18 protein-coding genes are annotated in these 22,334 nt (G+C 64.0%); 10 read left to right on the top strand and 8 right to left on the bottom strand.

What is annotated here, in order from left to right; all coding sequences use genetic code 11:
• The first annotated feature begins 239 nt into the window (after positions 1–239).
• From N7650_RS10305 to pcaC, 6 genes are all read left to right on the top strand, one after another.
• Positions 240–1,586, top strand: coding sequence for an MFS transporter (locus N7650_RS10305; protein WP_279898091.1), 1,347 nt, complete (start codon positions 240–242; stop codon positions 1,584–1,586).
• A 215-nt stretch (positions 1,587–1,801) separates the two neighbouring features.
• The gene (gene pcaF, locus N7650_RS10300; protein WP_279898090.1) at positions 1,802–3,007 is read left to right on the top strand and encodes a 3-oxoadipyl-CoA thiolase; all 1,206 of its coding nucleotides are present in this window, start codon (positions 1,802–1,804) and stop codon (positions 3,005–3,007) included.
• 122 nt (positions 3,008–3,129) lie between these two features.
• A complete protein-coding gene (locus N7650_RS10295) occupies positions 3,130–4,419 on the top strand; it encodes an MFS family transporter (RefSeq protein WP_009401186.1) in 1,290 nt (429 codons plus the stop codon).
• A 45-nt stretch (positions 4,420–4,464) separates the two neighbouring features.
• Positions 4,465–5,829: a 3-carboxy-cis,cis-muconate cycloisomerase gene (locus N7650_RS10290; RefSeq protein WP_279898089.1), complete on the top strand. Its 1,365-nt coding sequence runs from the start codon at positions 4,465–4,467 to the stop codon at positions 5,827–5,829.
• Between the two features lie 11 nt (positions 5,830–5,840).
• The gene (gene pcaD, locus N7650_RS10285) at positions 5,841–6,632 is read left to right on the top strand and encodes a 3-oxoadipate enol-lactonase (RefSeq protein WP_279898088.1); all 792 of its coding nucleotides are present in this window, start codon (positions 5,841–5,843) and stop codon (positions 6,630–6,632) included.
• 12 nt (positions 6,633–6,644) lie between these two features.
• A complete protein-coding gene (pcaC, locus tag N7650_RS10280; RefSeq protein ID WP_009401183.1) occupies positions 6,645–7,037 on the top strand; it encodes a 4-carboxymuconolactone decarboxylase in 393 nt (130 codons plus the stop codon).
• Positions 7,038–7,127: 90 nt separating this feature from the next.
• Here pcaC and N7650_RS10275 read toward each other — a convergent pair whose 3' ends face one another.
• On the bottom strand, positions 7,128–7,652 hold the full coding sequence (locus tag N7650_RS10275) for an Mpo1-like protein (protein WP_009401182.1): 525 nt from the start codon (positions 7,650–7,652) through the stop codon (positions 7,128–7,130).
• An 88-nt stretch (positions 7,653–7,740) separates the two neighbouring features.
• Here N7650_RS10275 and N7650_RS10270 point away from each other — a divergent pair, with 88 nt between their 5' ends.
• Positions 7,741–8,430, top strand: coding sequence for a Crp/Fnr family transcriptional regulator (locus N7650_RS10270; RefSeq protein WP_009401181.1), 690 nt, complete (start codon positions 7,741–7,743; stop codon positions 8,428–8,430).
• Here the strand turns inward: N7650_RS10270 and N7650_RS10265 are convergent.
• From N7650_RS10265 to N7650_RS10245, 5 genes are all read right to left on the bottom strand, one after another.
• A complete protein-coding gene (locus tag N7650_RS10265) occupies positions 8,416–9,345 on the bottom strand; it encodes a LysR family transcriptional regulator (RefSeq protein ID WP_009401180.1) in 930 nt (309 codons plus the stop codon). The two genes, N7650_RS10270 and N7650_RS10265, sit on opposite strands and share 15 nt — an antisense overlap.
• A 238-nt stretch (positions 9,346–9,583) precedes the next feature.
• Positions 9,584–10,840 (bottom strand): OprD family porin, encoded by a 1,257-nt coding sequence (locus N7650_RS10260; RefSeq protein WP_037060729.1) that lies wholly within the window; start codon positions 10,838–10,840, stop codon positions 9,584–9,586.
• Positions 10,841–11,197: 357 nt separating this feature from the next.
• Entirely contained in the window at positions 11,198–12,631 is a 1,434-nt protein-coding gene (gene adeC, locus N7650_RS10255; protein ID WP_009401178.1) for an AdeC/AdeK/OprM family multidrug efflux complex outer membrane factor, read from the bottom strand.
• Complete coding sequence (gene ttgB / locus N7650_RS10250; RefSeq protein WP_064303443.1) at positions 12,628–15,780, bottom strand: multidrug efflux RND transporter permease subunit TtgB; 3,153 nt, start codon at positions 15,778–15,780, stop codon at positions 12,628–12,630. The genes adeC and ttgB overlap by 4 nt, the downstream gene beginning before the upstream one ends.
• Before the next feature lie 3 nt (positions 15,781–15,783).
• Complete coding sequence (locus N7650_RS10245; RefSeq protein WP_009401176.1) at positions 15,784–16,935, bottom strand: efflux RND transporter periplasmic adaptor subunit; 1,152 nt, start codon at positions 16,933–16,935, stop codon at positions 15,784–15,786.
• A gap of 266 nt (positions 16,936–17,201) precedes the next feature.
• Between N7650_RS10245 and N7650_RS10240 the strand changes: the two genes are divergently transcribed.
• Together N7650_RS10240 and N7650_RS10235 are read left to right on the top strand one after the other, a co-directional pair.
• Positions 17,202–17,834: a TetR family transcriptional regulator gene (locus N7650_RS10240; protein ID WP_279898084.1), complete on the top strand. Its 633-nt coding sequence runs from the start codon at positions 17,202–17,204 to the stop codon at positions 17,832–17,834.
• Positions 17,835–17,990: 156 nt separating this feature from the next.
• Entirely contained in the window at positions 17,991–18,875 is an 885-nt protein-coding gene (locus tag N7650_RS10235) for a DMT family transporter (protein ID WP_064303440.1), read from the top strand.
• On the opposite strand, the gene N7650_RS10230 is transcribed toward N7650_RS10235, so the two are convergent.
• Together N7650_RS10230 and N7650_RS10225 are read right to left on the bottom strand one after the other, a co-directional pair.
• Positions 18,876–20,276 (bottom strand): MDR family MFS transporter, encoded by a 1,401-nt coding sequence (locus N7650_RS10230; RefSeq protein WP_279898184.1) that lies wholly within the window; start codon positions 20,274–20,276, stop codon positions 18,876–18,878.
• A gap of 415 nt (positions 20,277–20,691) precedes the next feature.
• Positions 20,692–21,600 carry a LysR family transcriptional regulator gene (locus tag N7650_RS10225; RefSeq protein ID WP_009401172.1) on the bottom strand — a complete coding sequence of 303 codons (909 nt, stop codon included), beginning with the start codon at positions 21,598–21,600 and terminating at the stop codon, positions 20,692–20,694.
• A 123-nt stretch (positions 21,601–21,723) separates the two neighbouring features.
• Here N7650_RS10225 and N7650_RS10220 point away from each other — a divergent pair.
• Positions 21,724–22,334, top strand: a 611-nt coding sequence (locus tag N7650_RS10220; RefSeq protein WP_279898083.1) for an NAD(P)-dependent oxidoreductase, incomplete at its 3' end; no start/stop codon positions are given.

Below are 22,334 nucleotides of genomic sequence, written 5' to 3'. Positions count from 1 at the left end.
TGCGTTTATCGAATTGCGCGGTTTCGCGGCCCTTATTAATGTCGCTCGCAACGGCCGGCCTGACCGGTCCGTCAATAATAATGAGCGAGAGGCACAGTCCATGACCCGCACATCCATCCCTAGCCGCACCGGCTAGATCACTCGTTTACGCTTTACCAGATCGTCCTTGTCCAGACCCGCGCTTCGCGTTTAGCCAAGACGCGCTCGCGCCTGCTCGCCTGATTTATCGGATAACAACAATGAACAGCCCGCACGCTGCTACCGGAACTTCCCTGGACGTCCAGTCCTTCATCAATGCCCAACCCTTGTCGCGTTATCAGTGGCGGGTAGTGATCCTCTGTTTCCTGATCGTATTCCTCGATGGCCTGGACACCGCTGCCATGGGCTTCATCGCTCCGGCACTGTCCCAGGACTGGGGCATCGATCGCGCCAGCCTCGGCCCGGTGATGAGTGCCGCGTTGATCGGCATGGTCTTCGGTGCCCTGGGCTCCGGGCCGCTGGCCGACCGTTTCGGCCGCAAGGTAGTGCTGGTCGGTGCGGTCGTGGTGTTCGGCGGCTTCAGCCTGGCTTCGGCCTACAGCACCAATGTCGACCAGTTGCTGGTACTGCGCTTCCTGACCGGCCTGGGGCTGGGCGCCGGCATGCCAAACGCCACGACCCTGTTGTCGGAGTACACACCCGAGCGTTTGAAGTCGCTGCTGGTGACCAGCATGTTCTGCGGTTTCAACCTGGGCATGGCCGGTGGCGGTTTCATTTCCGCCAAGCTGATCCCGGCCTACGGCTGGCACAGCCTGCTGCTGATTGGCGGTTTGCTGCCGGTAGTGCTGGCGGTAGTCCTGGTGTTCTGGCTGCCGGAGTCGGCCCGCTTCCTGGTGGTGCGCAACCGTAGCATCGACAAGATCCGCAAGACCCTTGCCCCGATCGAGCCGGCCACCGTAGCCCAGGCCAGCAGCTTCAGCGTGCCGGAACAGAAGACCGTCAAGAGCCGCAACGTGCTGGCGGTGATCTTCTCCGGTACCTACAGCATTGGCACCCTGCTGCTGTGGCTGACCTATTTCATGGGTCTGGTGATCGTGTACCTGCTGACCAGTTGGCTGCCGACACTGATGCGCGACAGCGGTGCGAGCATGGAGCAGGCTGCGTTCATCGGCGCGCTGTTCCAGTTCGGTGGCGTGCTCAGTGCAGTGGGCGTCGGCTGGGCCATGGACCGCTTCAATCCGCACAAGGTCATCGGCACCTTCTACCTGCTGGCCGGGGTGTTCGCCTACGCGGTCGGGCAGAGCCTGGGCAATATCACACTGCTCGCGACCCTGGTGCTGATCGCCGGCATGTGCGTGAACGGCGCGCAATCGGCGATGCCTTCGCTGGCGGCACGCTTCTACCCGACCCAGGGGCGGGCGACCGGTGTGTCGTGGATGCTCGGGATCGGTCGCTTCGGCGCCATCCTCGGTGCCTGGATGGGCGCGACCCTGCTGGGCCTGGGCTGGAACTTCGAGCAGGTGCTGACGGCGCTGGTGATTCCGGCAGGCCTGGCCACCGTGGCGGTGATCGTCAAGGGTGTGGTCAGCCATGCTGATGCGACCTGATCGCTGATCTTCATTGCCCTTGAGGGCCTATCGCTGGCAAGCCAGCTCCCACACCCTGTGGGAGCTGGCTTGCCAGCGATAGGCCCTCAAACCCGCCACAACAATCCGTTCGATAATCGAACTCTATGCCGATTATCGGATTGAACCGCTCCAACCCCCGCCGTACTCTCATCTCCATACCACCCTGCCCACAGCGCCGGAACTCAGGAGAAGCCTTGATGCGTGATGTATTTATCTGCGACGCCATTCGTACACCCATCGGCCGTTTCGGCGGCGGGCTGGCCGGCGTGCGCGCCGACGACCTGGCGGCAGTCCCGCTGAAGGCGCTGATCGAGCGCAACCCGACCGTGCAATGGGACCAGATCGACGAAGTCTTCCTCGGCTGTGCCAACCAGGCCGGTGAAGACAACCGCAACGTGGCGCGCATGGCGCTGCTCCTGGCCGGACTGCCGGAGAGCGTGCCGGGCGTGACCCTCAACCGTCTCTGCGCTTCGGGCATGGACGCGGTGGGCACTGCCTTCCGCGCCATCGCCAGCGGCGAGATGGAACTGGCCATCGCCGGCGGCGTAGAGTCCATGTCCCGTGCACCGTTCGTCATGGGCAAGGCCGAAAGCGCTTACTCGCGCAACATGAAGCTGGAAGACACCACCATCGGCTGGCGTTTCATCAACCCGCTGATGAAAGCGCAATACGGCGTAGACGCCATGCCGCAAACCGCTGATAACGTCGCCGACGACTACAACGTTTCCCGCGCCGACCAGGACGCCTTTGCCCTGCGCAGCCAGCAGCGCACCGCGGCGGCACATGCCGCCGGTTTCTTTGCCGAGGAGATCGTCCCGGTACGTATTGCCCACAAGAAGGGCGAGACCGTGGTCGAGCATGACGAGCATCCGCGCGCGGACACCACCCTGGAAATCCTGAGCAAGCTGAAACCGGTCAATGGCCCGGACAAGACCGTCACCGCCGGCAATGCCTCGGGTGTCAACGACGGTGCTGCCGCGATGATCCTCGCCTCCGCCGAAGCCGTGAAGAAACACGGGCTGACCCCGCGTGCCCGCGTGCTCGGCATGGCCAGTGCCGGTGTGGCACCCCGGGTAATGGGGATCGGTCCGGTTCCGGCGGTGCTCAAGCTCACCGAGCGCCTGGGCCTGGCGGTCAGCGATTTCGATGTGATCGAGCTTAACGAAGCCTTCGCCAGCCAGGGCCTGGTGGTGTTGCGCGGCCTGGGGCTCGCCGATGACGCGCCGCAGGTCAACCCGAACGGCGGCGCCATCGCCCTCGGCCACCCGCTGGGCATGAGCGGTGCGCGTCTGATCCTGACCGCCTTGCACCAACTGGAAAAATCCGGTGGCCGCAAAGGCCTGGCGACCATGTGCGTCGGCGTCGGCCAAGGCCTCGCACTGGCCATCGAGCGCGTGTAAAACCAATGACCCCGGACGGACGGCCTCCACGCAAGGCCGGTCGTCCGGGGTGATTGTCAGGCGGAACGAGAGTGTTACCGGGTGTGTCTAGACTCGTTAATACACTCCAGGAGTATGCAGTCATGACCTCAAGCTATTACACCGGCGAAGAACGCAGCAAACGCATCTTCGCCATCGTCGGTGCGTCCTCGGGCAACCTGGTCGAATGGTTCGACTTCTACGTCTACGCCTTCTGCGCCATCTATTTCGCCCCCGCGTTCTTCCCGTCCGACGATCCCACGGTGCAATTGCTCAATACCGCCGGCGTGTTCGCCGCGGGCTTCCTGATGCGCCCGATCGGTGGCTGGCTGTTCGGCCGCATTGCCGACCGCCATGGCCGCAAGAATTCGATGATGATCTCGGTGCTGATGATGTGCGCCGGTTCGCTGGTGATCGCCTGCCTGCCGACCTACGCCAGCATCGGCGTGATGGCTCCGGCGCTGCTGCTGGTGGCGCGGCTGTTCCAGGGCCTGTCGGTCGGCGGCGAATACGGCACCACCGCGACCTACATGAGTGAAGTGGCCCTGCGTGGCCAACGTGGTTTCTTCGCCTCTTTCCAGTACGTAACCCTGATCGGCGGCCAGTTGCTGGCGGTGCTGGTGGTGGTGATCCTGCAACAGCTGCTGACCGAGGACGAACTGCGTGCCTGGGGCTGGCGGATTCCCTTCGTGATCGGCGCCATCGCCGCGGTGATCTCCCTGCTGCTGCGCCGCTCGCTGGAGGAAACCAGCAGTGCCGAAACCCGTAGCGACAAGGAAGCCGGCAGCATCAAGGGCCTGTTCCGCAACCACGCCGCGGCCTTTATCACCGTACTTGGCTACACTGCCGGCGGCTCGCTGATCTTCTACACCTTCACCACCTACATGCAGAAGTACCTGGTGAACACCGCCGGGATGAGCGCCAAGACCGCCAGCTTCATCATGACCGGCGCGCTGTTCCTGTACATGTGCATGCAGCCGCTGTTCGGCATGCTGTCCGACCGTATCGGCCGGCGCAATTCGATGCTGCTGTTCGGTGCCCTGGGCACGCTGTTCACCGTGCCGATCCTGATGGCCTTGAAAACCGTGACCAGCCCGTTCCTGGCCTTCGTGCTGATCACCCTGGCCCTGGCCATCGTCAGTTTCTACACCTCCATCAGCGGCCTGGTGAAGGCCGAGATGTTCCCGCCCCAGGTCCGGGCGCTGGGTGTTGGCCTGGCCTATGCCGTGGCCAACGCGGTGTTCGGCGGTTCGGCGGAGTTCGTCGCCCTGAGCCTGAAGGCTGCCCATGTTGAAAACGCGTTCTACTGGTACGTTACCGCGATGATGGCGATTGCCTTCCTGTTCAGCCTGCGCCTGCCGAAACAGGCCGCGTACCTGCACCACGATCATTGACCTATCGACGCGCTGCGCGCAGCGCGTCCTGTTGAAGGACCAGACATGCAACCACGTCCGGGCAACCAGCTGTTCGATGCCTACTTCACCGCACCGGCCATGCGCGAGATCTTTTCCGACCGTGGCCGGGTCCAGGGCATGCTCGATTTCGAGGCCGCCCTGGCCCGCGCCGAAGCCGCCGTCGGGGTAATCCCGGCGGTAGCGGTGGCGCCCATCGAAATGGCCTGCCAGGCCGAACGCTACGATTTTGCTGCACTGGCCGAGGCCATCGGCAGCGCCGGCAACTCGGCGATCCCGCTGGTCAAGGCATTGGGCAAGGTCATCGCCAGCGGTGTGGCCGAAGCCGAGCGCTATGTGCACCTGGGCGCTACCAGCCAGGATGCAATGGATACCGGGCTGGTCCTGCAACTGCGCGACGCCCTGGCCCTGATCGAAGACGAGCTGGCACAACTGACCGACGTGCTTGCCAAACAGGCCAGCGCTCATGCCGACACCCCGCTGGCCGGGCGCACCTGGCTGCAGCACGCGACCCCGGTAACCCTGGGCATGAAGATCGCCGGCTGGCTCGGCGCCCTCGACCGCAGCCGCCAGCGCCTGGCCGAACTCAAGCCGCGTCTGCTGACCCTGCAGTTCGGCGGTGCCTCCGGCACCCTGGCGGCGCTGGGCGACAAGGCGCTGCCGATCGCCGAGGCCCTGGCCGACCAGCTCAAGCTGGGCTTGCCGGAACAACCCTGGCACACCCAGCGCGACCGTCTTGTCGAATTCGCCTCGGTCCTCGGCCTAGTCGCCGGCAGCCTGGGCAAGATGGGCCGCGATGTCAGCCTGTTGATGCAGACCGAAGCCGGTGAGGTGTTCGAGCCGTCGGCGCCGGGCAAGGGCGGTTCCTCGACCATGCCGCACAAGCGCAACCCGGTTGGCGCGGCGGTGCTGATCGGTGCCGCGACCCGCGTGCCCGGCCTGATCGCCACCTTGTACTCGGCGATGCCTCAGGAGCACGAACGCAGCCTCGGCCTGTGGCATGCCGAATGGGAAACCCTGCCGGAAATCTGCTGCCTGGTCTCGGGAGCGCTACGTCAGGCGCGGATCATTGCCGAGGGCCTGGAAGTGGATGCCGAGCGCATGCGCCGCAACCTCGATCTGACCCAGGGCCTGGTGCTGGCCGAGGCCGTCAGTATCGTCCTCGCCCAGCGCCTCGGGCGCGACCATGCGCACCATCTGCTGGAAACCTGCTGCAAGCGTGCGGTGGCCGAACAGCGTCACCTGCGCGCCGTGCTCGGCGACGATGCCCAGGTGAGCGCGGAACTGTCCGCCGAAGAACTCGACCGCCTGCTCGACCCGGCCAACTACCTCGGCCAGGCCAAGGCCTGGGTCGAGCGTGCAGTGGCCGAACATCAACGATTCAAAGCCTGAAGGAGGCTGCTGTGGGAAGCGTACAACTCGCCGATGGCGTTCTGAATTACCAGCTCGACGGTCCTGAAGGCGCACCGGTGCTGGTGCTGTCCAACTCGCTGGGCACCAACCTGCATATGTGGGACACCCAGGTCCCGGCGTTCGCCGCGCACTTTCGTGTGCTGCGCTACGACACCCGTGGCCATGGCCAGTCGCTGGTCACCGAAGGGCCGTACAGTATCGAGCAACTGGGGCGCGACGTGCTCTCGCTGCTGGATGCGCTGGAGATCGACAAGGCGCATTTCTGCGGCCTGTCCATGGGCGGCCTGATCGGCCAGTGGCTGGGGATCAACGCCCCCGGGCGCCTGGACCGCCTGGTGGTGTGCAACACCGCCGCGAAGATCGCTTCGCCCGAGGTCTGGAACCCGCGGATCGAAACCGTGCTGCGTGACCGCGAGGCGGCCATGGTCGGCCTGCGCGATGCATCCATCGCGCGCTGGTTCACCCCGGCGTATTCCGAAGCCAATCCCGAGTCGGCCAAGCGCATCACCGATATGCTCGCGGCCACCTCGCCCGAAGGCTACGCGGCTAACTGCGCGGCCGTGCGCGATGCCGATTTTCGCGATCGACTCGGTGAGATCAAGGCGCCGCTGCTGGTGATTTCCGGTACCGCCGATGCGGTCACGCCGCCATCGGGCGGGCTGTTCATCCAGGAGCATGTGCCCGGTGCCGAATACGCCGAGTTCCATGCCGCCCACCTGTCCAACGTCGAAGTGGGCGAGCCGTTCAGCCGCCGCGTCATCGATTTCCTGCTGGCCCGTTGAGGAGCTGTACCCGTGGATGAGAAACAACGTTACGACGCCGGCATGCAGGTTCGCCGTGCGGTGCTGGGCGATGCCCATGTCGATCGCAGCCTGACCAACCTCACCGAATTCAACAGTGAGTTCCAGGAAATGATCACCCGGCACGCCTGGGGTGATATCTGGACCCGCCCGGGTCTGCCGCGCCACACCCGCAGCCTGATCACCATCGCCATGCTCATCGGCATGAACCGCAACGAAGAGCTCAAGCTGCACCTGCGCGCCGCCGCCAACAACGGCGTAACCCGCGACGAGATCAAGGAAGTGCTGATGCAAAGCGCGATCTACTGCGGCATTCCCGCGGCCAATGCCACCTTCCACCTGGCTGAGTCGGTGTGGGATGAGCTTGGGGTCGAATCGCGTACCTAAGAACGACGCGTACCCTGTGGGAGCGGGTTCACCCGCGATTACGTCGGTGAATTCACCATTGCAATCGCGGGTAAACCCGCTCCCACAAAGTTAGGCAGTCGCTTTCTTCTGCCGAACACGAACCGGCCCCGCGTTCCGCTCGATGTCTGCCTTCAACGCCGGCAACAGCCCGAACATGAACGCCAACTCCGCCACCACGAACAACGGCCCGACGATCAGCCCGCTGACATCGTCGACGAACGCCGGCTTGCGTCCCTCGTAGTAGTGCCCGACGAACTGGATCACCCAGCCCACGAAAAACAGCCCCAGCCCGGCTCCCAGCCACACCCCGGTGCTCTGCAGCGCCAGCACTTTCCCGGCCCACAGGCATAACAGCAACAGCCCGGTCATCAGCACGCCCAGGTTCAGGTTCAGCCGCAAGTAGAACCCCATCGACAGTAACGCCACCAGCAACGCCGGCGATAGCCACAACCCGCCCAGTTCGACACCCGGCCGCGACAGCAGCACGGTCACCGCCACCACGATCATCGGGATGCCAACGAAGTGCGTGGCGATATTGCGCGGATCACGGTGGTAGCTGGCGTATTGACTCAGATGTTCAACGAGGTTTTTCATTGTTGTTCCTCCGTCAGGGATGACCCAGCATGCCCGGCGGGCCCGCCCCAGTCTGTCGCCTGCCCGACAGTCGCTTCCGAGGCTCCGGATGAACGATACCCACGCCTGGCGCGAACAGTTGCAACACGGTCATTGGTTCAGGCAGTTATCGCCTGCCTTGCAGGACCGCCTGCTGGAGGCCGCCCGGCCCTTGGTGCTGGCCGCAGGCGAGCGCCTGTTCCAGCGCGGCGATGCGCCCTGCGGCCTGTATGCGGTGTTGTCCGGGGCGATACGCATCGGAGCGTTGAGCGCCGATGGCAAGGAAGCACTGCTGACCCTGGTCGAGGCGCCGCACTGGTTCGGTGAGATCTGCCTGTTCGACGGCCAGCCGCGCACCCACGACGCCTATGCCGAAGGCGCGACCCGGCTGTTGCGGGTGCCGCAGGCCAGCGTGCAGGCGTTGCTCGACGAGCAGCCCCGCTATTGGCGCGAGTTCGCCCTGCTCATGAGCCACAAGCTGCGCCTGGCCTTCGTCGCGCTGGAGCAGCAGAGCCTGATGGGGGCCGCGCCTCGCGTGGCCTTCCGCCTGCTGCAGATGGCCGCAGGCTACGGCGAGGTGGACGGCCCCCGGCGGGTGCTGCACCTGTCCCAGGAGCAACTGGCGCTGATGCTCTCGCTGTCACGCCAGACCACTAACCAGATCCTCAAGAACCTGCAGCAGGAAGGCGCGCTGCGCCTGGGCTACGGCGAGATCGAGATTGTCGATAGCGCCCGTCTCGAGCAGCTAGCCAAGGGCTAGTTCGTTGGCCGCCGGTTGGTGGTCGAGCTGCACCAGCGTTTCGATCATCGCCCGCGCCGCCGGTGACAGCCGATAACCGCTGCGGCTGACGATGCCGCAGCGGGCCTTGAGGCTTTCCTGGTTCACCGGCAGGTTGCGCCAATGCAGTTCCACCAGCTCCCCTGTGGCGATCTCGTTGGCGAAGGCTTCTTCCGGACCGATGCCGATGGCATTACTGTCCAGCACCACCTTCAGCAGGGTCGGCAGGTGCTCGGTCTGTACCTGGGGCGAGAAGTCGGTCTTGCCGCTGAGGTTGGCCAGCAGCTTGCGTGCGCCGGGGAGTATCTGCGGCGTGGCCAGCGGATAGTCGAACAGGTCGTTGGTGGACAGGCTGTCCTTGCTCAGCAGCGGATGTCCCGGCCGACAGAAGAACAGGCCGCGGCGGGGAGTCAGGGCGCGGGTCTGGAAGTTCGGGTCGGCTTCGAAATGACGGATATCGGCGATAAAGAACTCGATTTCTTCGCGGCTGAGAGCGCGACTCAGGTTTTCCCAGTTGTCCACGCGCAGGCGCGTCTGTACCCGGGGATGGGCCTTGAGGAAGCTGGTCAGGGCACGTGGCACCAGGTCTACGGCGGGGGCGGGGCCTGCGCCGAAGTGCAGTTCGCCGGCATCGAGCTTGGTCATGCGACGCACGTCGTTGCTAAGTTGGTTGGCGCCCTGGACCAGGCGCAAGGCGTGCTGCAGGACCATCTGGCCTTCGGGAGTCGGGCGCAGGTCCTTGTTGCCGCGATCTACCAGGATGCAGCCCAGTTCCTGTTCCAGGCCCTGGATGCTGCGGCTGAAGGCCGGCTGGGTGATGCCCATGGCTTCCGCGGCACGCACGAAGCTGCGGTGATCGTTGAGCGCGATGAAATAGCGCAGTTGGCGGAGATCCATTTGAAGTACCGGTGTTTCAGGGCGGGGCAGTGTTGCCAATGGGACCGTTGCGCGGTCCTTCGCGGGCAAGCCACGCTCCTACAAGCGCGTCGTGTACTGCCCTCGGCATCACCGATGAAAACCGGTGTTGTAAAGCCAGATGCTTATTTCGTCCAAGAATGAATTCTTGACTGGTTAGCTCGGTATTGCATAAGCAAAACGGGCGACGGCGAGAGAGGGGCCGCCGCCGCCCCAAGGGTCAGAGCAGGCTGATCGGGTAGCTGATGATCAGGCGGTTCTCATCGAAGGCATTGGTGCTGTAGTCCCGGCGCATCGTGGAGTTGCGCCATTTCACCGACAGGTTCTTCAGGGTGCCGGACTGGATCACGTAGGCCAGCTCCGATTCCCGCGCCCATTCCTTGCCGTCGTCGACGGTAGCGGTATGCACGTTGTCACCCTTGATGTAGCGGTTCATCAGGGTCAGGCCAGGCACGCCGAGGGCAGCGAAGTTGTAGTCGTGGCGCAACTGCCAGGAACGTTCCTTGGCGTTGTCGAAGCTGGAGTTGTAGCTGTCGTTGGCCAGTGTTCCGCCGCTGGTGCCGTTGACCCGCATCCACTGATCGTCACCGCTGACTTTCTGCAGGCCGACGTAGAAGGTGTTGCCGCCGTACTTGGCCGAGAGCATGGCCGAGGCGGTGCGGTTGTCCAGGTCGCCGGCGCGGGCCGAGCCGTCTTCCTTGCCGAGGAAGTAGCCGAGGTTGGCACCCAGGGTCCAGTCGCCCAGCGGCTGGCTGTGCACCAGGTTGATGTACTGCTGTTGGTAGATGTCCTTCAGTTGCGCGTTCCACAGGCCGACCATGGTGCGCTTTTCGTTGAAGGTGAACTCACCGCCGGCGAAGTTGAAGCGGTCCGAGGTGAAGGCCGCCTTGCCGTTCATGAACATGTCTTCCATGCTCGCGTCGTTGCGCGGGCTGTTGCCGCGGAACTGGCCGGCATAGAGGGTCAGGCCGTCGATTTCCTGGGAGGTGACCTGGCCGCCGCGGAAGGTCTGCGGCAGTGAGCGGCCGTCGTCGGAACGCAGGATCGGCAGCACTGGCATCCATTCGCCGACCTTCAGTTCGGTCTTGGAGATCTTCGCTTTCAGGGCCACACCGAGACGGCCGAAGTCGTCGGCCGGACGGCCATCGTCATGCACCGGCAGCAGGTGGGTGCCCGCCGTGCCCTTGCCGCCATCGAGCTTGACCGAGTACAGGCCGAGGATATCCACGCCGAAGCCGACGGTGCCTTGGGTGAAGCCCGATTTGGCGTCGAGGATGAAGCTCTGGGTCCATTCTTCGGCCTTGCCCTGGGGGTTGGCCGGGTCGACGAAGTTACGGTTGATGTAGAAGTTGCGCAGGTTGAGGTTGGCCTTGGCGTCCTCGAGAAAACCGCTTTCAGCGGCCATGGCGGGGAGGGCGCAGGTCATGGCGAGAACGCCGGGAAGCAGGTGCCGTGCTGTGTGCGGAGTGTTCTTCATCGATGTATCTCTTGTTTTTATGTAAGCCGAAACCATCCGCTGCGACTGGAAAGGCGCAGATCGGGTTGCGTGCTTTTTGGGTGTGCTTGGGGACAAGCGGCAGGGAGGATGGTGCTGTGCGGGGCGGGGGTGAATCAATTCGTTACAGGCGGTTTTGGGCGATAATCGAACACTAACTGAATAGTTAGTTTTATTTATTCAGGAAATCTCTGTGGACTTGAGGGCCTCATCGCTGGCAAGCCAGCTCCCACACCGCCGAACCTGTGGGAGCTGGCTTGCCAGCGATGAGGCCCTTGAGTGAACACCGATAAAAAAGCCCACCTGGGAGGTGGGCTCTTTGTTCACAGCGCTACAGCATCAACGCGAAGCCTGGGCATCCCCGGTCTTCTCGTACCAGCCGCCACCCAGTGCCTTGTACAGGTTCACCTCGCTGACCAGTTGCGACAGCCGGTCGCCGATCAGTGCCTGCTGCGCGCTGAACAGGTTGCGCTGGGCATCGAGGAACACCAGGTTGCTGTCGACGCCGATGCGGTAGCGACGCTCGGCCAGGCGGTAGTAATCCTGGTTGGCGGCGACCAGGTCGCGCTGGGCCTGCAACTGTTCGTTGTAGGTCTGGCGTGCGGCGAGGCCATCGGAGACTTCCTGGAAGGCGGTCTGGATGGTCTTTTCGTACCTGGCAACGTTGATGTCCTTCTGGATTTTCGAGTAATCCAGGCTGGCCTTCAGCGCACCGGCATTGAAGATTGGCAGGCTGATCGACGGCTGGAACAGCCAGGTACCCGAACCGCCCTTGAACAGCCCGTCCATGTCCGGGCTCAGGGTCCCTGCATTGGCGGTCAGGCTGATGCGCGGAAAGAATGCCGCACGGGCCGCGCCGATATTGGCGTTGGCCGCCTTGAGCAGGTGCTCGGCTTCCATGATGTCGGGGCGCCGGGTCAACAGGTCCGACGGCAGGCCGGCAGGCATTTCCGAAAGCAGGTCGCTGTCCAGCGGCCTGGCCGCCGGCAGGTTCACCGGCAGCCCGGCACCGACCAGCAGGGTCAGCGCGTTGAGGTCCTGGGCTACCAGGCGCTGATACTGCGCCAGCTTGACCCGCGCGCCTTCCACAGCGGTGCGCGACTGGCTCAGGTCGAGCGCCGACGCCACGCCGACCTCGGCGCTGCGCTGGGTCAGCTTGAAGCTTTCTTCGTAGGTCTTGAGGGTCTCTTCGGTCAACTTGAGCAGCGACTGGTCGGCCTGCCAGGTGAACCAGGCATTGGCGACGCTGGCCACCAGGGCGATCTGCGTCGAGCGACGCGCCTGCTCGCTGGACAGGTAGGTTTCCAGGGCCTGCTCGCTGAGGCTGCGCACCCGGCCGAACAGGTCCAGCTCGTAGGCGCTGACGCCGACGGTGGCGGAGTACTGGCTGGTGATGCCGGAGCGACCGGTCTGCGACATGTCCGCCGGAACCCGCTGGCGCGAACCGCTGGCGTCGGCCGACACCGCCGGGAACAGGTCGGCACGCTGGATGCGGTACTGGGCGCGGTAGGCGTCGATGTTCAACGCCGCGACACGCAGGTCGCGGTTGTTTTCCAGCGAGCTCTGGATCAGTTGCTGCAGCGCCGGATCATGGAAGAACTGGCGCCAGCCCTGTTCGGCCGCGGCGACCTGGGCCGACTCGGCCGGCGAGTACGCCGGGCCGGTCGGCCACTGGGCCGCCACCGGCGCCTCGGGGGTCTTGTACTCGGGAATCAGCGAGCAACCGCTCAGGATGAACGCGGTCACCGCCAGGGACATCAAGGACTTGGTCATTGCCCAGCCTCATAACGTGGGGTTTCAGGTGTGGCGTCTTCTTCCGGCTTCTTGCTGCCGAACCACGACGACACGCTTACGAAGAACAGCGGTACCCAGAAGATGGCCAGGATGGTCGCGGTGAGCATGCCGCCGATCACCCCGGTACCGATCGCGTGCTGGCTGCCCGAGCCTGCGCCGCTGGCGATGGCCAACGGTACCACGCCGAGGATGAATGCCAGCGAGGTCATGATGATCGGGCGCAGACGCATGCGGCAGGCCTCGATGGCCGCGTCGATCAGGCTGCGGCCCTGCTCGTGCAGTTCCTTGGCGAACTCGACGATCAGGATGGCGTTTTTCGCCGCCAGGCCGATGGTCGTCAACAGCCCCACCTGGAAGTACACGTCGTTGGACAGTCCGCGCAGGCTGGTGGCCAGCAGCGCACCAATGATCCCCAGGGGCACCACGAGCATGACCGCGATCGGGATCGACCAGCTTTCATACAGCGCGGCCAGGCAGAGGAACACCATCAGCAGCGACAGGGCATACAGGGCCGGTGCCTGGGAGCCCGACAGGCGCTCCTCGTAGGACAGGCCGGTCCAGGAGTAGCCGATACCCGACGGCAGTTGCGCAATGATCCGCTCGACTTCGGCCATGGCCTCGCCGGTACTGTAGCCGGGAGCCGGCGCACCGAGGATTTCCACCGCCTCGACGCCGTTGTAGCGCGACAGCTTGGGCGAGCCGTAGATCCACTCGCCGTGGGCGAAGGACGAGAACGGCACCATCTCGCCAGCAGCGTTACGTACGTACCATTTCTGCAGGTCTTCCGGGCTCATCCGCGACGAAGCTTCGCCCTGGATGTAGACCTTCTTGACCCGGCCACGGTCGATGAAGTCGTTGACGTAGCTGGCACCCAGGGCAATCGACAGGGTGTTGTTGATATCGGCGATGGTCACGCCCAGGGCACTGGCGCGCTCGTCGTCGACGGTCAACTGGTACTGCGGCTCGTCGTTCAGGCCGTTGGGACGTACTGCCGAGAGAATCTTGCTTTGCGCCGCCAGGCCGAGGAACTGGTTGCGCGCTTCCATCAGCTTGTTGTGGCCGACGCCGGCACGGTCCTGCAGGAACACGTCGAAACCGGTGGCGTTACCCAGCTCCAATACCGCAGGCGGGGCGAAGGCGAACACCATGGCGTCGCGGAAGCTGAAGAAGTGCTGCTGGGCGCGGGCCGCCAGATTGAACACGTTGTTCTCGGCGGAGCGCTCGCCCCACGGCTTGAGCATGATGAAGGCCATGCCCGAGCTCTGGCCACGGCCGGCGAAGTTGAAGCCGGTCACGGTGAACACGGAGGAGACGGTATCGGCTTCCTTGTCCAGCAGGTATTCGCGCATCTGGTCGACTACCACCTGGGTGCGCTCGGCACTGGAACCGGCCGGGGTTTGCACCTGGGCGAACAGAACGCCCTGGTCTTCCTCGGGCAGGAACGCGGTAGGGATGCGGGTGAACAGCCAGACCATGCCGACCACGATCAGCAGGTACGCCAGCAGGTACGGCGCCTTGTGCCGCAGCATGTTGCCCACGCCGCGCTCGTAGCTCTGCACGCTGCGGTCGAAGTTGCGGTTGAACCAGCCGAAGAAACCACGCTTGGCGGTGTGGTGCTCGCCCTTCTTGACCGGCTTGAGCATGGTTGCGCACAGCGCCGGGGTGAAGATCAGCGCTACCAGCACCGACAGGGCCATGGCCGAGACGATGGTGATGGAGAACTGCTTGTAGATCACACCGGTGGAGCCGCCGAAGAACGCCATCGGCAGGAGTACCGCCGAAAGCACCAGGGCGATGCCCACCAGCGCACCCTGGATCTGGCCCATGGATTTCTTGGTCGCTTCCTTGGGCGATAGTCCCTCTTCGGTCATCACCCGTTCGACGTTTTCCACCACGACGATGGCGTCGTCCACCAATAGACCGATGGCCAGGACCATGCCGAACATGGTCAGGGTGTTGATGCTGAAGCCGGCCGCCGCGAGGATGCCGAAGGTGCCGAGCAGTACCACCGGCACCGTCATGGTGGTGATCACCGTGGCGCGGAAGTTTTGCAGGAACAGGTACATCACCAGGAACACCAGCACGATCGCTTCGATCAGGGTGTGGATCACACCGCTGATGGACTCGGTCACCACCGGCGTGGTGTCGTACGGGAAGACCGCTTTCATGCCCGGCGGGAAGAACGGCTCCAGGTCGGAGATGGTCTTGCGCAGGGCCTTGGCGGTATCCAGGGCGTTGGCGCCGGTGGCCAGTTTCACCGCCAGGCCGGAGGCCGGCTTGCCGTTGAACTGGGCGCTGACCGCATAGTTTTCACCGCCCAGGCCGACCTTGGCGACATCGCCCAGGCGCACCTGCGAACCGTCGCGGTTGACCTTGAGCAGGATCTTCTCGAACTGCTCGGCGGTCTGCAGGCGGGTCTTGCCGATGATGGTGGCGTTCAGCTGCTGGCCGGGCAGGGCGGGCAGGCCGCCGAGCTGGCCGGAGGACACCTGGACGTTCTGTGCGGCGACCGCGGTTTTGACATCGACCGGGGTCAGCTGGAATTTGTTCAGCTTGGCCGGGTCGAGCCAGATGCGCATGGCGTACTGGGCACCGAAGACCTGGAAGTCACCAACACCGGCGGTGCGGGAAATCGGGTCCTGCATGTTGGAGACGATGTAGTTGGCCAGGTCGTCCTTGGTCATGCTGCCGTCTTCGGAAACCAGGCCGATCACCAGCAGGAAGTTCTTCACCGCCTTGGTCACGCGGATACCCTGCTGCTGCACTTCTTGCGGCAGCAGCGGGGTGGCCAGATTCAGCTTGTTCTGCACCTGGACCTGGGCCGTGTCGGGGTTGGTGCCCTGCTCGAAGGTCGCGGTAATGGTCATGCTGCCGTCGGAGTTACTTTCCGACGATACATAGCGAAGGTTGTCGATACCGTTGAGCTGCTGCTCGATCACCTGGACCACGGTGTCCTGCACGGTCTGCGCCGAAGCGCCCGGGTAGGTCACGGCGATGGCGATCGCCGGCGGAGCGATGCTCGGATACTGGTTGATCGGCAACTTGAGGATCGACAACGCCCCGACCAGCATGATCACCAGGGCGATCACCCAGGCGAAGATCGGGCGATCGATAAAGAATCTCGACATGGTTTACTCCCCTTTGGCCCCTGCGCTCGCGGCACTGGCCTGGGTTGGCTGGGCAGGCTTGACGTTGGTCGCATCGCTGACCTTCACCTCGATGCCTGGCTTGACGTACTGCAGGCCCTCGGTAATCAGGCGGTCACCGGCATTCAGGCCTTCTTCCACCAGCCAGTCGTTACCGACGGTGCGGCTGGCCTTGAGCTGGCGCAGCTCTACCTTGTTGTCCTGGTTGACCACCAGGGCAGTGGCCTGGCCTTTGAGGTCGCGGGTCACGCCTTGCTGCGGCGCGAGGATGGCGGTTTCGTTGACGCCGTTGTTCAGGCGGGCATGAACGAACATGCCGGGCAGCAGGTTGTGTTCCGGGTTGGGGAACACGGCACGCAGGGTCACCGAGCCGGTGGTTTCGTCGACCGATACTTCCGAGAACTCCAGGCGACCTTTCTGCTTGTAATCGCTGCCATCTTCCAGCTTCAGGCTGACTTCGGCGGCGTTGTCGCCAACCTTCTTCAGCTTGCCGCTCTCCAGCTCGCGACGCAGCTTGAGCAGTTCGGCGGAAGACTGCGTCACATCGACGTAGATCGGGTCGAGCTGCTGGATGGTGGCCATGGCCGTGGCCTGGCCGTTGCTGACCAGGGCACCTTCGGTGACTGCGGAGCGACCGATACGGCCGCTGAGCGGGGCGAGCACCTTGGTGTAGCGCAGATCGATCTCGGCGCTCTTCAGCGTGGCTTCAGCCTGCAAACGTTTGGCCAATGCATCGTCGTAGTCCTGGCGGCTGATGGCGCGTTCGTCCACCAACTGCTTGTAGCGATCGGACAGCGAGCGGGTCGATTGCAGGTTGGCCTTGGCGCTGGCCAGGGTCGCTTCGTAGACCGACGGGTCGATCTGGTAGAGCTGCTGGCCTTCCTTCACCTCCGAGCCTTCCTTGAACAGGCGCTTGAGGATGATGCCGTTGACCTGTGGACGTACTTCCGCCACCCGGTACGCGATGGTGCGGCCCGGCAGGTCGGAGACGAGGGTATAGGATTGCGGCTGGAGGGTGACGACGCCGACCTGAGGAGCCTGCGCCACGGGCGCCGCTTCTTCCTTTTTACAGCCGCTGAGCAGTGTTGCCAGGGCGACGGCGGATACCAGAGCGGTAACAGCTGGCTTGAGTTGCATGAAGATCCTCGGGTCAGAATAGAGCTGAAGACGCTCAAGAATAATGGAAAACGGATTAAGGAAAATTAACGGGTCCGGCTAGATAAGTAGCATGCTAAGGAATATACTTACATTCATGCTTGTTTGTAAATACCCGCTACCTTGTCAAATACAAGCTGCAAGGCGCGATACCAGAACTCCCGGCGGGCGCCCTGAACAAGGCCGCCGCCGCTCAGAACCCGGTTACCCGACGCAGGCGACCGGCTCCTTGATGAGGTTGTACTGCCATGGTCCGTCGAACCAAAGAGGAAGCACAGGAAACCCGTAACCAGATTCTCGAAGCTGCGGAAAAAGCCTTCTACAAGCGTGGAATAGCGCGTACCACCCTGGCGGATATCGCCGAGCTGGCGGGCGTCACCCGGGGCGCCATCTATTGGCACTTCGATAACAAGGCCGAGCTGGTCGAGGCCCTGCTCGACAGCTTGCAGGAACCGCTGGACGCCCTGGCCCGCGCCAGCGAAAGCGAGGACGAACCCGACCCGCTGGGTTGCATGCGCAAACTGCTGGTGCAGTTGATGCACCGGATGGCCAGTGATCCGAAAACCCGGCGCATCAATGAGATTCTTCATCACAAGTGCGAATTCACCGATGAAATGTGCGAGATCCGCGCCCAGCGGCAGAACGCGACGACCGATTGTCACGAGCGCATCACCCGTAGCCTGAGCAATGCCGTCAAGCGCGGGCAGTTGCCGGCCGATACCGATCCGCAGCGTGCGGCGCTGGCCATGTTCGCTTACATCGACGGGCTGATCCGGCGCTGGCTGCTGTTGCCGGACAGCTTCGACCTGCTCGGCGATGCCGAACGGTGGATCGATGCGGGGCTGGACATGCTGCGCTTGAGCCCCTCCCTGCGCAATTGAGGTTTTGTGAGCATTTGTGAATCTTTGTATTTCCAGATTCCGTTGGTAGTGTAGGCGCCGGTCCAGACGAAAGTCGGACCGGCGTCAACATTATGTAGGCTTGGGTCCGTCCGGATACTTAGCTGGCTAATTAAATTTTCTTCATCGAGTCCGCACATGACCGCGCAAACCCCGACACTGAAAGGCGCCGATCAACCGCTGCGGGGGATCGCCCTGATCTGTCTGGCGGTCTTGCTGTTCGCCAGCCACGACGCCTTGTCCAAGTACCTGTCCGGGTTCTACGCCATCGTCATGGTGGTATGGGCGCGCTATGTGGTTCACACCCTGTTGATGCTGGTGGTGTTCGTGCCGCGCACCGGGCTTTCGGCGGTGGTGCGTACGCGGCGGCCGTTGCTGCAACTGGCGCGAGCGCTGTGCCTGATCGGCACCAGCCTGCTTTTCACCACCGGCCTGCGCTATATCCCGCTGGCCGAAGCGACTGCGGTCAACTTCCTCGCGCCCTTGATGGTCACTGCGCTGTCGGTGCCATTGCTCGGCGAGCGGGTTACCCGAGGGCAATGGATGGCCGTGTCGGCAGGCTTTATCGGTGTGCTGATCGTGATCCGGCCGGGCGGCGCGTTGTTCACCCCGGCCATCCTGTTGCCCTTGGGCTCGGCCTTCTGTTTCGGCTGCTACCAGTTGCTCACCCGCAAGCTCAGCGCCACCGACAGCCCGACCACCAGCAACTTCCTTACCGGCATCTTCAACAGCCTGATCATGACTGCCCTGGTGCCGTTCTTCTGGACCCTGCCCAGCTTCACCCACGGCCTGTTCATGATTGGCCTGGGCACCTGCGGCATGCTCGGCCACATGCTCCTGACCTCAGCGTTCAAACATGCGGCACCGGCCATGCTGGCGCCGTTCAGTTACGGGCAGATCCTCTTTGCTGGAATGTTCGGCTACCTGGTCTTTGGCCACAGCCCGGATATCTACGGCGTGGTCGGCATCGCCATCATCTGCCTCAGTGGCCTGGCCGTGGCCTGGGTGCAGCGGCGCGGCTGATCAGTGCCCACGCAGTTCGCGGTTGGGCAGGGCCAGCGCAGCGGCCAGGCCCAGCAGCGAAATCGAGGCGCTGCCCAGCAGCAGGTTGCGGAAGGTCACCGACAGCTCGGCCTGTACCTGAAGACTCGCCTCGCCGGTACGCAGGCTGCCCAGCAGGGCCTCGCCGGCCAGCGCATAGCCACCGTCCTGCAGCATCGCCAGCAACAGCGCCGACATCAGTGCCACGCCCATCGCACCGCCGAGGGAGCGGAACAGGTTGGTGGTACTGGTGGCGACGCCGATATCCTGCGGCTGCACGGAACTCTGTGCCGCCACCAGCGAGGTCGGGAACTGCGTGCCGCCGGCGATGCCGGTCAGCAGCATGAAGAAGCCACTGAGCAGGGTGGCTGACGGCGGGCTGAACGCCATGCCGATGATCGCCAGCGGCATCAGCACACTACCGAACAGGATCTGCGGCTTGAAGCGCCCGGTCAGGTTGGTCAGGCGCCCTGCGCAATAGGCGCCGATCGGCAGGCCCATGGCCAGCGGCAGCAGGTGTAGCGCCGCGCTATCGGCGCCGGCGCCGGTGATGCTCTGGTAGCGCAGAGGCATCAGCATGGTCAGGGAGATGGCCTGGAAACTGGTGAAGAAGATCGCGCACCAGCACAGCACCGCGACCTTGTTGCCGAACAGCTTCAAGGGCAGCAATGGCTCCGGTGCGCGGCGCTCATACAGGATGAACAGGGTCAGGCCGACCAGCGCCACCCCGAGCAGTGCCAGCACCGCCTCGCCATGCCAGGCATGGCCCTGGCCGATCAGGGTAATGGCCAGCAGCAGGCTGGTCAGGCCGAGGATCAGCAGCAGCGCGCCGGGGTAATCCACCTTGGCCGCCCGCTGTGGCGTCGCCAGTCCGCGCAGGCTGTTGCGTGTCACCCACCAGGCGACCAGGCCCAGTGGCAGATTCAGCCAGAACACCCAGCGCCATGACAGGTACTCGGTCAGCAAGCCGCCCAATACCGGCCCGACCACGCTGGCGGCGGCGTACATGCTGCTGAAGTAGCCCTGGTAGCGCCCGCGTTCCCGTGGCGGGACCAGATCGCCGAGGATCGCCTGGCTCACCGAGACCATGCCGCCCGCGCCGATGCCCTGGATCACCCGCGCCAGTACCAGTTGTTCCATGCTTTGGGCCATGGCACAGCACACCGAGGCCAGGGTAAAGATAGCCGTACCGCCGAGGATCATTCGCCGACGGCCATAGAGATCGCCCAGCTTGCCGTAGATCGGCGTGGCCACGGTCATTGCCACCATATAGCCGGAAATCACCCAGGCCAGCAGGCCGACATCATTGAACTGCGCGGAAATCGCCGGCATGGACACGGCAATGATGGTCTGGTCGAGGGCACCGAGAAAGATCGCCAGCATCAGGGCGACGAGCACGGTACGGATGGCGGGTTGGGGTGGTGTGGTGGGTAGGGTCACGGCGGGGCTCGGATGTTTTTTCACGCGAGTTTAACCGATAGCTTGCTAAGCGTCTTCACAGGCCTCATCGCTGGCAGCGGTGCATACAATCCCTGTGGGAGCTGGCTTGCCAGCGATGAGGCCGCTACAGGCGACCCCTATCTCAACGCGCTAAGCGTGGCCGTATGCGGCACACAATGGACCAGCGAACAACTCGCCGCGGACCAGGGCTGGTTACGCGCCTGCTCGACCCGCCAGGCAGCTGTGGCATACAGCCCCATGACGGCGGCGATGGCGAAGACGACCGCGCATTTCCTGGATTTGACACCCATGATGCTGACCTCCCGCTACGACACACCCTGCTACAAGCCTAGTTCACTTATGACAGGTCGCGATCCCATTCCGGCGGATCGGTGAAGCGTTCGGCGAGGAAGTCCAACATGCTGCGCAAGGTCGCCGGCATATGCTTGCGCGAGGTGTACACCGCATGCAGGTTCAGGGTCTTCGGCCGGGCCTGGGGCAGCAGTTGCACCAATTCGCCACTGCGCAGCGGCCGGTGTGCCAGGTAGGTCGGCAGCATGGCGATACCGGCGCCGGCCAGGGCCGCCTGTTGCAAGGTCAGGGCCTCGTTGGCGCTGATAGTGCCCTGGATCGGTACCGACACGTTTTCCCCGTCCACCTCGAAATGCCAGAGGCTATGGCCGAAGTAGGAATGGGTCAGGCAATTGTGCCGGGCCAGTTCCTGCACCGTTTGTGGCAGCGGATGCTCGCGCAGGTAGGCCGGGGCGGCGCAGATCACCGAGCGGCAAACGCTCAGGCGCCGGGCGATCAGGTTGGGATCGATATCGTTGCTGGTACGGATCGCCAGGTCGATGCGTTCGTCCACCAGGTTGACGGTGCGATCGAGCATCTGCAGGTCGATCCTGACCTGGGGATAACGGCGCACGTATTCGGTGATCGCCTCTAGCAACTGCGCCTGGCCGAACGAAGTGCTCACGCTGATGCGCAATTCTCCCCGGGGCGTCTGGTCCGGGGTCGCGACGGCGGCCTGCAGGTCACCGGCCAGCTCCAGCATTTGTCGGCAGCGTGGCAGGGTTTCCTTGCCGGCGGCAGTCAGGCTCAGCTTGCGGGTGGTGCGCTGCATCAGGCGCGCGCCGACCCAATCCTCAAGGTCCGCCAGGTAGCGGGATATGACCGGGCGCGACATATCCAGGTGATCGGCAGCGGCGGACTGGCTGCCGAGATCGACCACGGTGACGAAGACCCGCATGGCGGTGAGACGGTCCATTGATCTGTCCGGTTTCAGAAACAAACTATGCGCAAGAATCGCATTTTTTGCCCCGGATCGCGCAACTAAGCTGTGCTCAGTCGTCGTCTTCGAGACAGGTTCAACTCTCAGTGGAGGTTTGTCATGAGCAAGATCGCAATCATCGGTGCAACCGGCCGTGCCGGCAGCCAGTTGCTGGAAGAAGCCCTGCGCCGTGGCCATAGCGTCACCGCCATCGCCCGGGACCCGGCGAAACTGCAGGGCCGCGCCGGGGTGAACGCCGTGGCACTGGACATCAAGGATGGCGCGGCGCTGGCCAAGGCCCTGGCCGGGCACGATGCGGTGCTGAGCGCTGCGCACTTCACCGGGATCCCCGCGCAGACCCTGCTGGCGCCGGCAAAGCAGGCCGGGGTCAAGCGCGTACTGGTGGTGGGTGGGGCAGGCAGCCTGCTGCTGCCGGACGATTCGCGGGTGATCGACAGCCCGGACTTCCCCGAGGCCTACAAGGCCGAGGCCAGCGCGGGTGCGGTCTATCTGGAAACGTTGAAGCAGGAGCAGGACCTGGACTGGACCTTCCTCTCGCCTTCCGCGGAGTTCGTGGAAGGCCCGCGGACCGGGTCGTACAAGTTGGGCAAGGATCATCTGCTGATCGGTGCCGATGGCAGGAGCTGGATCACCTTTGCCGACTACGCAATTGCCTTGCTGGATGAGCTGGAACAGCCGAAGCATTCGCGGCAGCGGTTCACTGTGGGTTA

The sequence above is a fragment of the Pseudomonas sp. GD04058 genome (assembly GCF_029836855.1).
GTDB lineage: Bacteria > Pseudomonadota > Gammaproteobacteria > Pseudomonadales > Pseudomonadaceae > Aquipseudomonas > Aquipseudomonas bharatica.
The sequence above is the reverse complement of the archived record's forward strand: the minus strand, read 5'-3'. Positions and strand labels throughout refer to the sequence as shown.

Bases quoted from the DNA above. Each gene is read 5' to 3' on its own strand.
- N7650_RS10305 (WP_279898091.1), top strand. From the start codon at position 240: ATGAACAGCCCGCACGCTGCTACCGGAACTTCCCTGGACGTCCAGTCC.
- N7650_RS10295 (WP_009401186.1), top strand. From the start codon at position 3,130: ATGACCTCAAGCTATTACACCGGCGAAGAACGCAGCAAACGCATCTTC.
- N7650_RS10290 (WP_279898089.1), top strand. From the start codon at position 4,465: ATGCAACCACGTCCGGGCAACCAGCTGTTCGATGCCTACTTCACCGCA.
- N7650_RS10275 (WP_009401182.1), bottom strand. From the start codon at position 7,652: ATGAAAAACCTCGTTGAACATCTGAGTCAATACGCCAGCTACCACCGT.
- N7650_RS10270 (WP_009401181.1), top strand. From the start codon at position 7,741: ATGAACGATACCCACGCCTGGCGCGAACAGTTGCAACACGGTCATTGG.
- N7650_RS10265 (WP_009401180.1), bottom strand. From the start codon at position 9,345: ATGGATCTCCGCCAACTGCGCTATTTCATCGCGCTCAACGATCACCGC.
- N7650_RS10260 (WP_037060729.1), bottom strand. From the start codon at position 10,840: ATGAAGAACACTCCGCACACAGCACGGCACCTGCTTCCCGGCGTTCTC.
- adeC (WP_009401178.1), bottom strand. From the start codon at position 12,631: ATGACCAAGTCCTTGATGTCCCTGGCGGTGACCGCGTTCATCCTGAGC.
- ttgB (WP_064303443.1), bottom strand. From the start codon at position 15,780: ATGTCGAGATTCTTTATCGATCGCCCGATCTTCGCCTGGGTGATCGCC.
- N7650_RS10245 (WP_009401176.1), bottom strand. From the start codon at position 16,935: ATGCAACTCAAGCCAGCTGTTACCGCTCTGGTATCCGCCGTCGCCCTG.
- N7650_RS10240 (WP_279898084.1), top strand. From the start codon at position 17,202: ATGGTCCGTCGAACCAAAGAGGAAGCACAGGAAACCCGTAACCAGATT.
- N7650_RS10235 (WP_064303440.1), top strand. From the start codon at position 17,991: ATGACCGCGCAAACCCCGACACTGAAAGGCGCCGATCAACCGCTGCGG.
- N7650_RS10230 (WP_279898184.1), bottom strand. From the start codon at position 20,276: ATGCTGGCGATCTTTCTCGGTGCCCTCGACCAGACCATCATTGCCGTG.
- N7650_RS10225 (WP_009401172.1), bottom strand. From the start codon at position 21,600: ATGGACCGTCTCACCGCCATGCGGGTCTTCGTCACCGTGGTCGATCTC.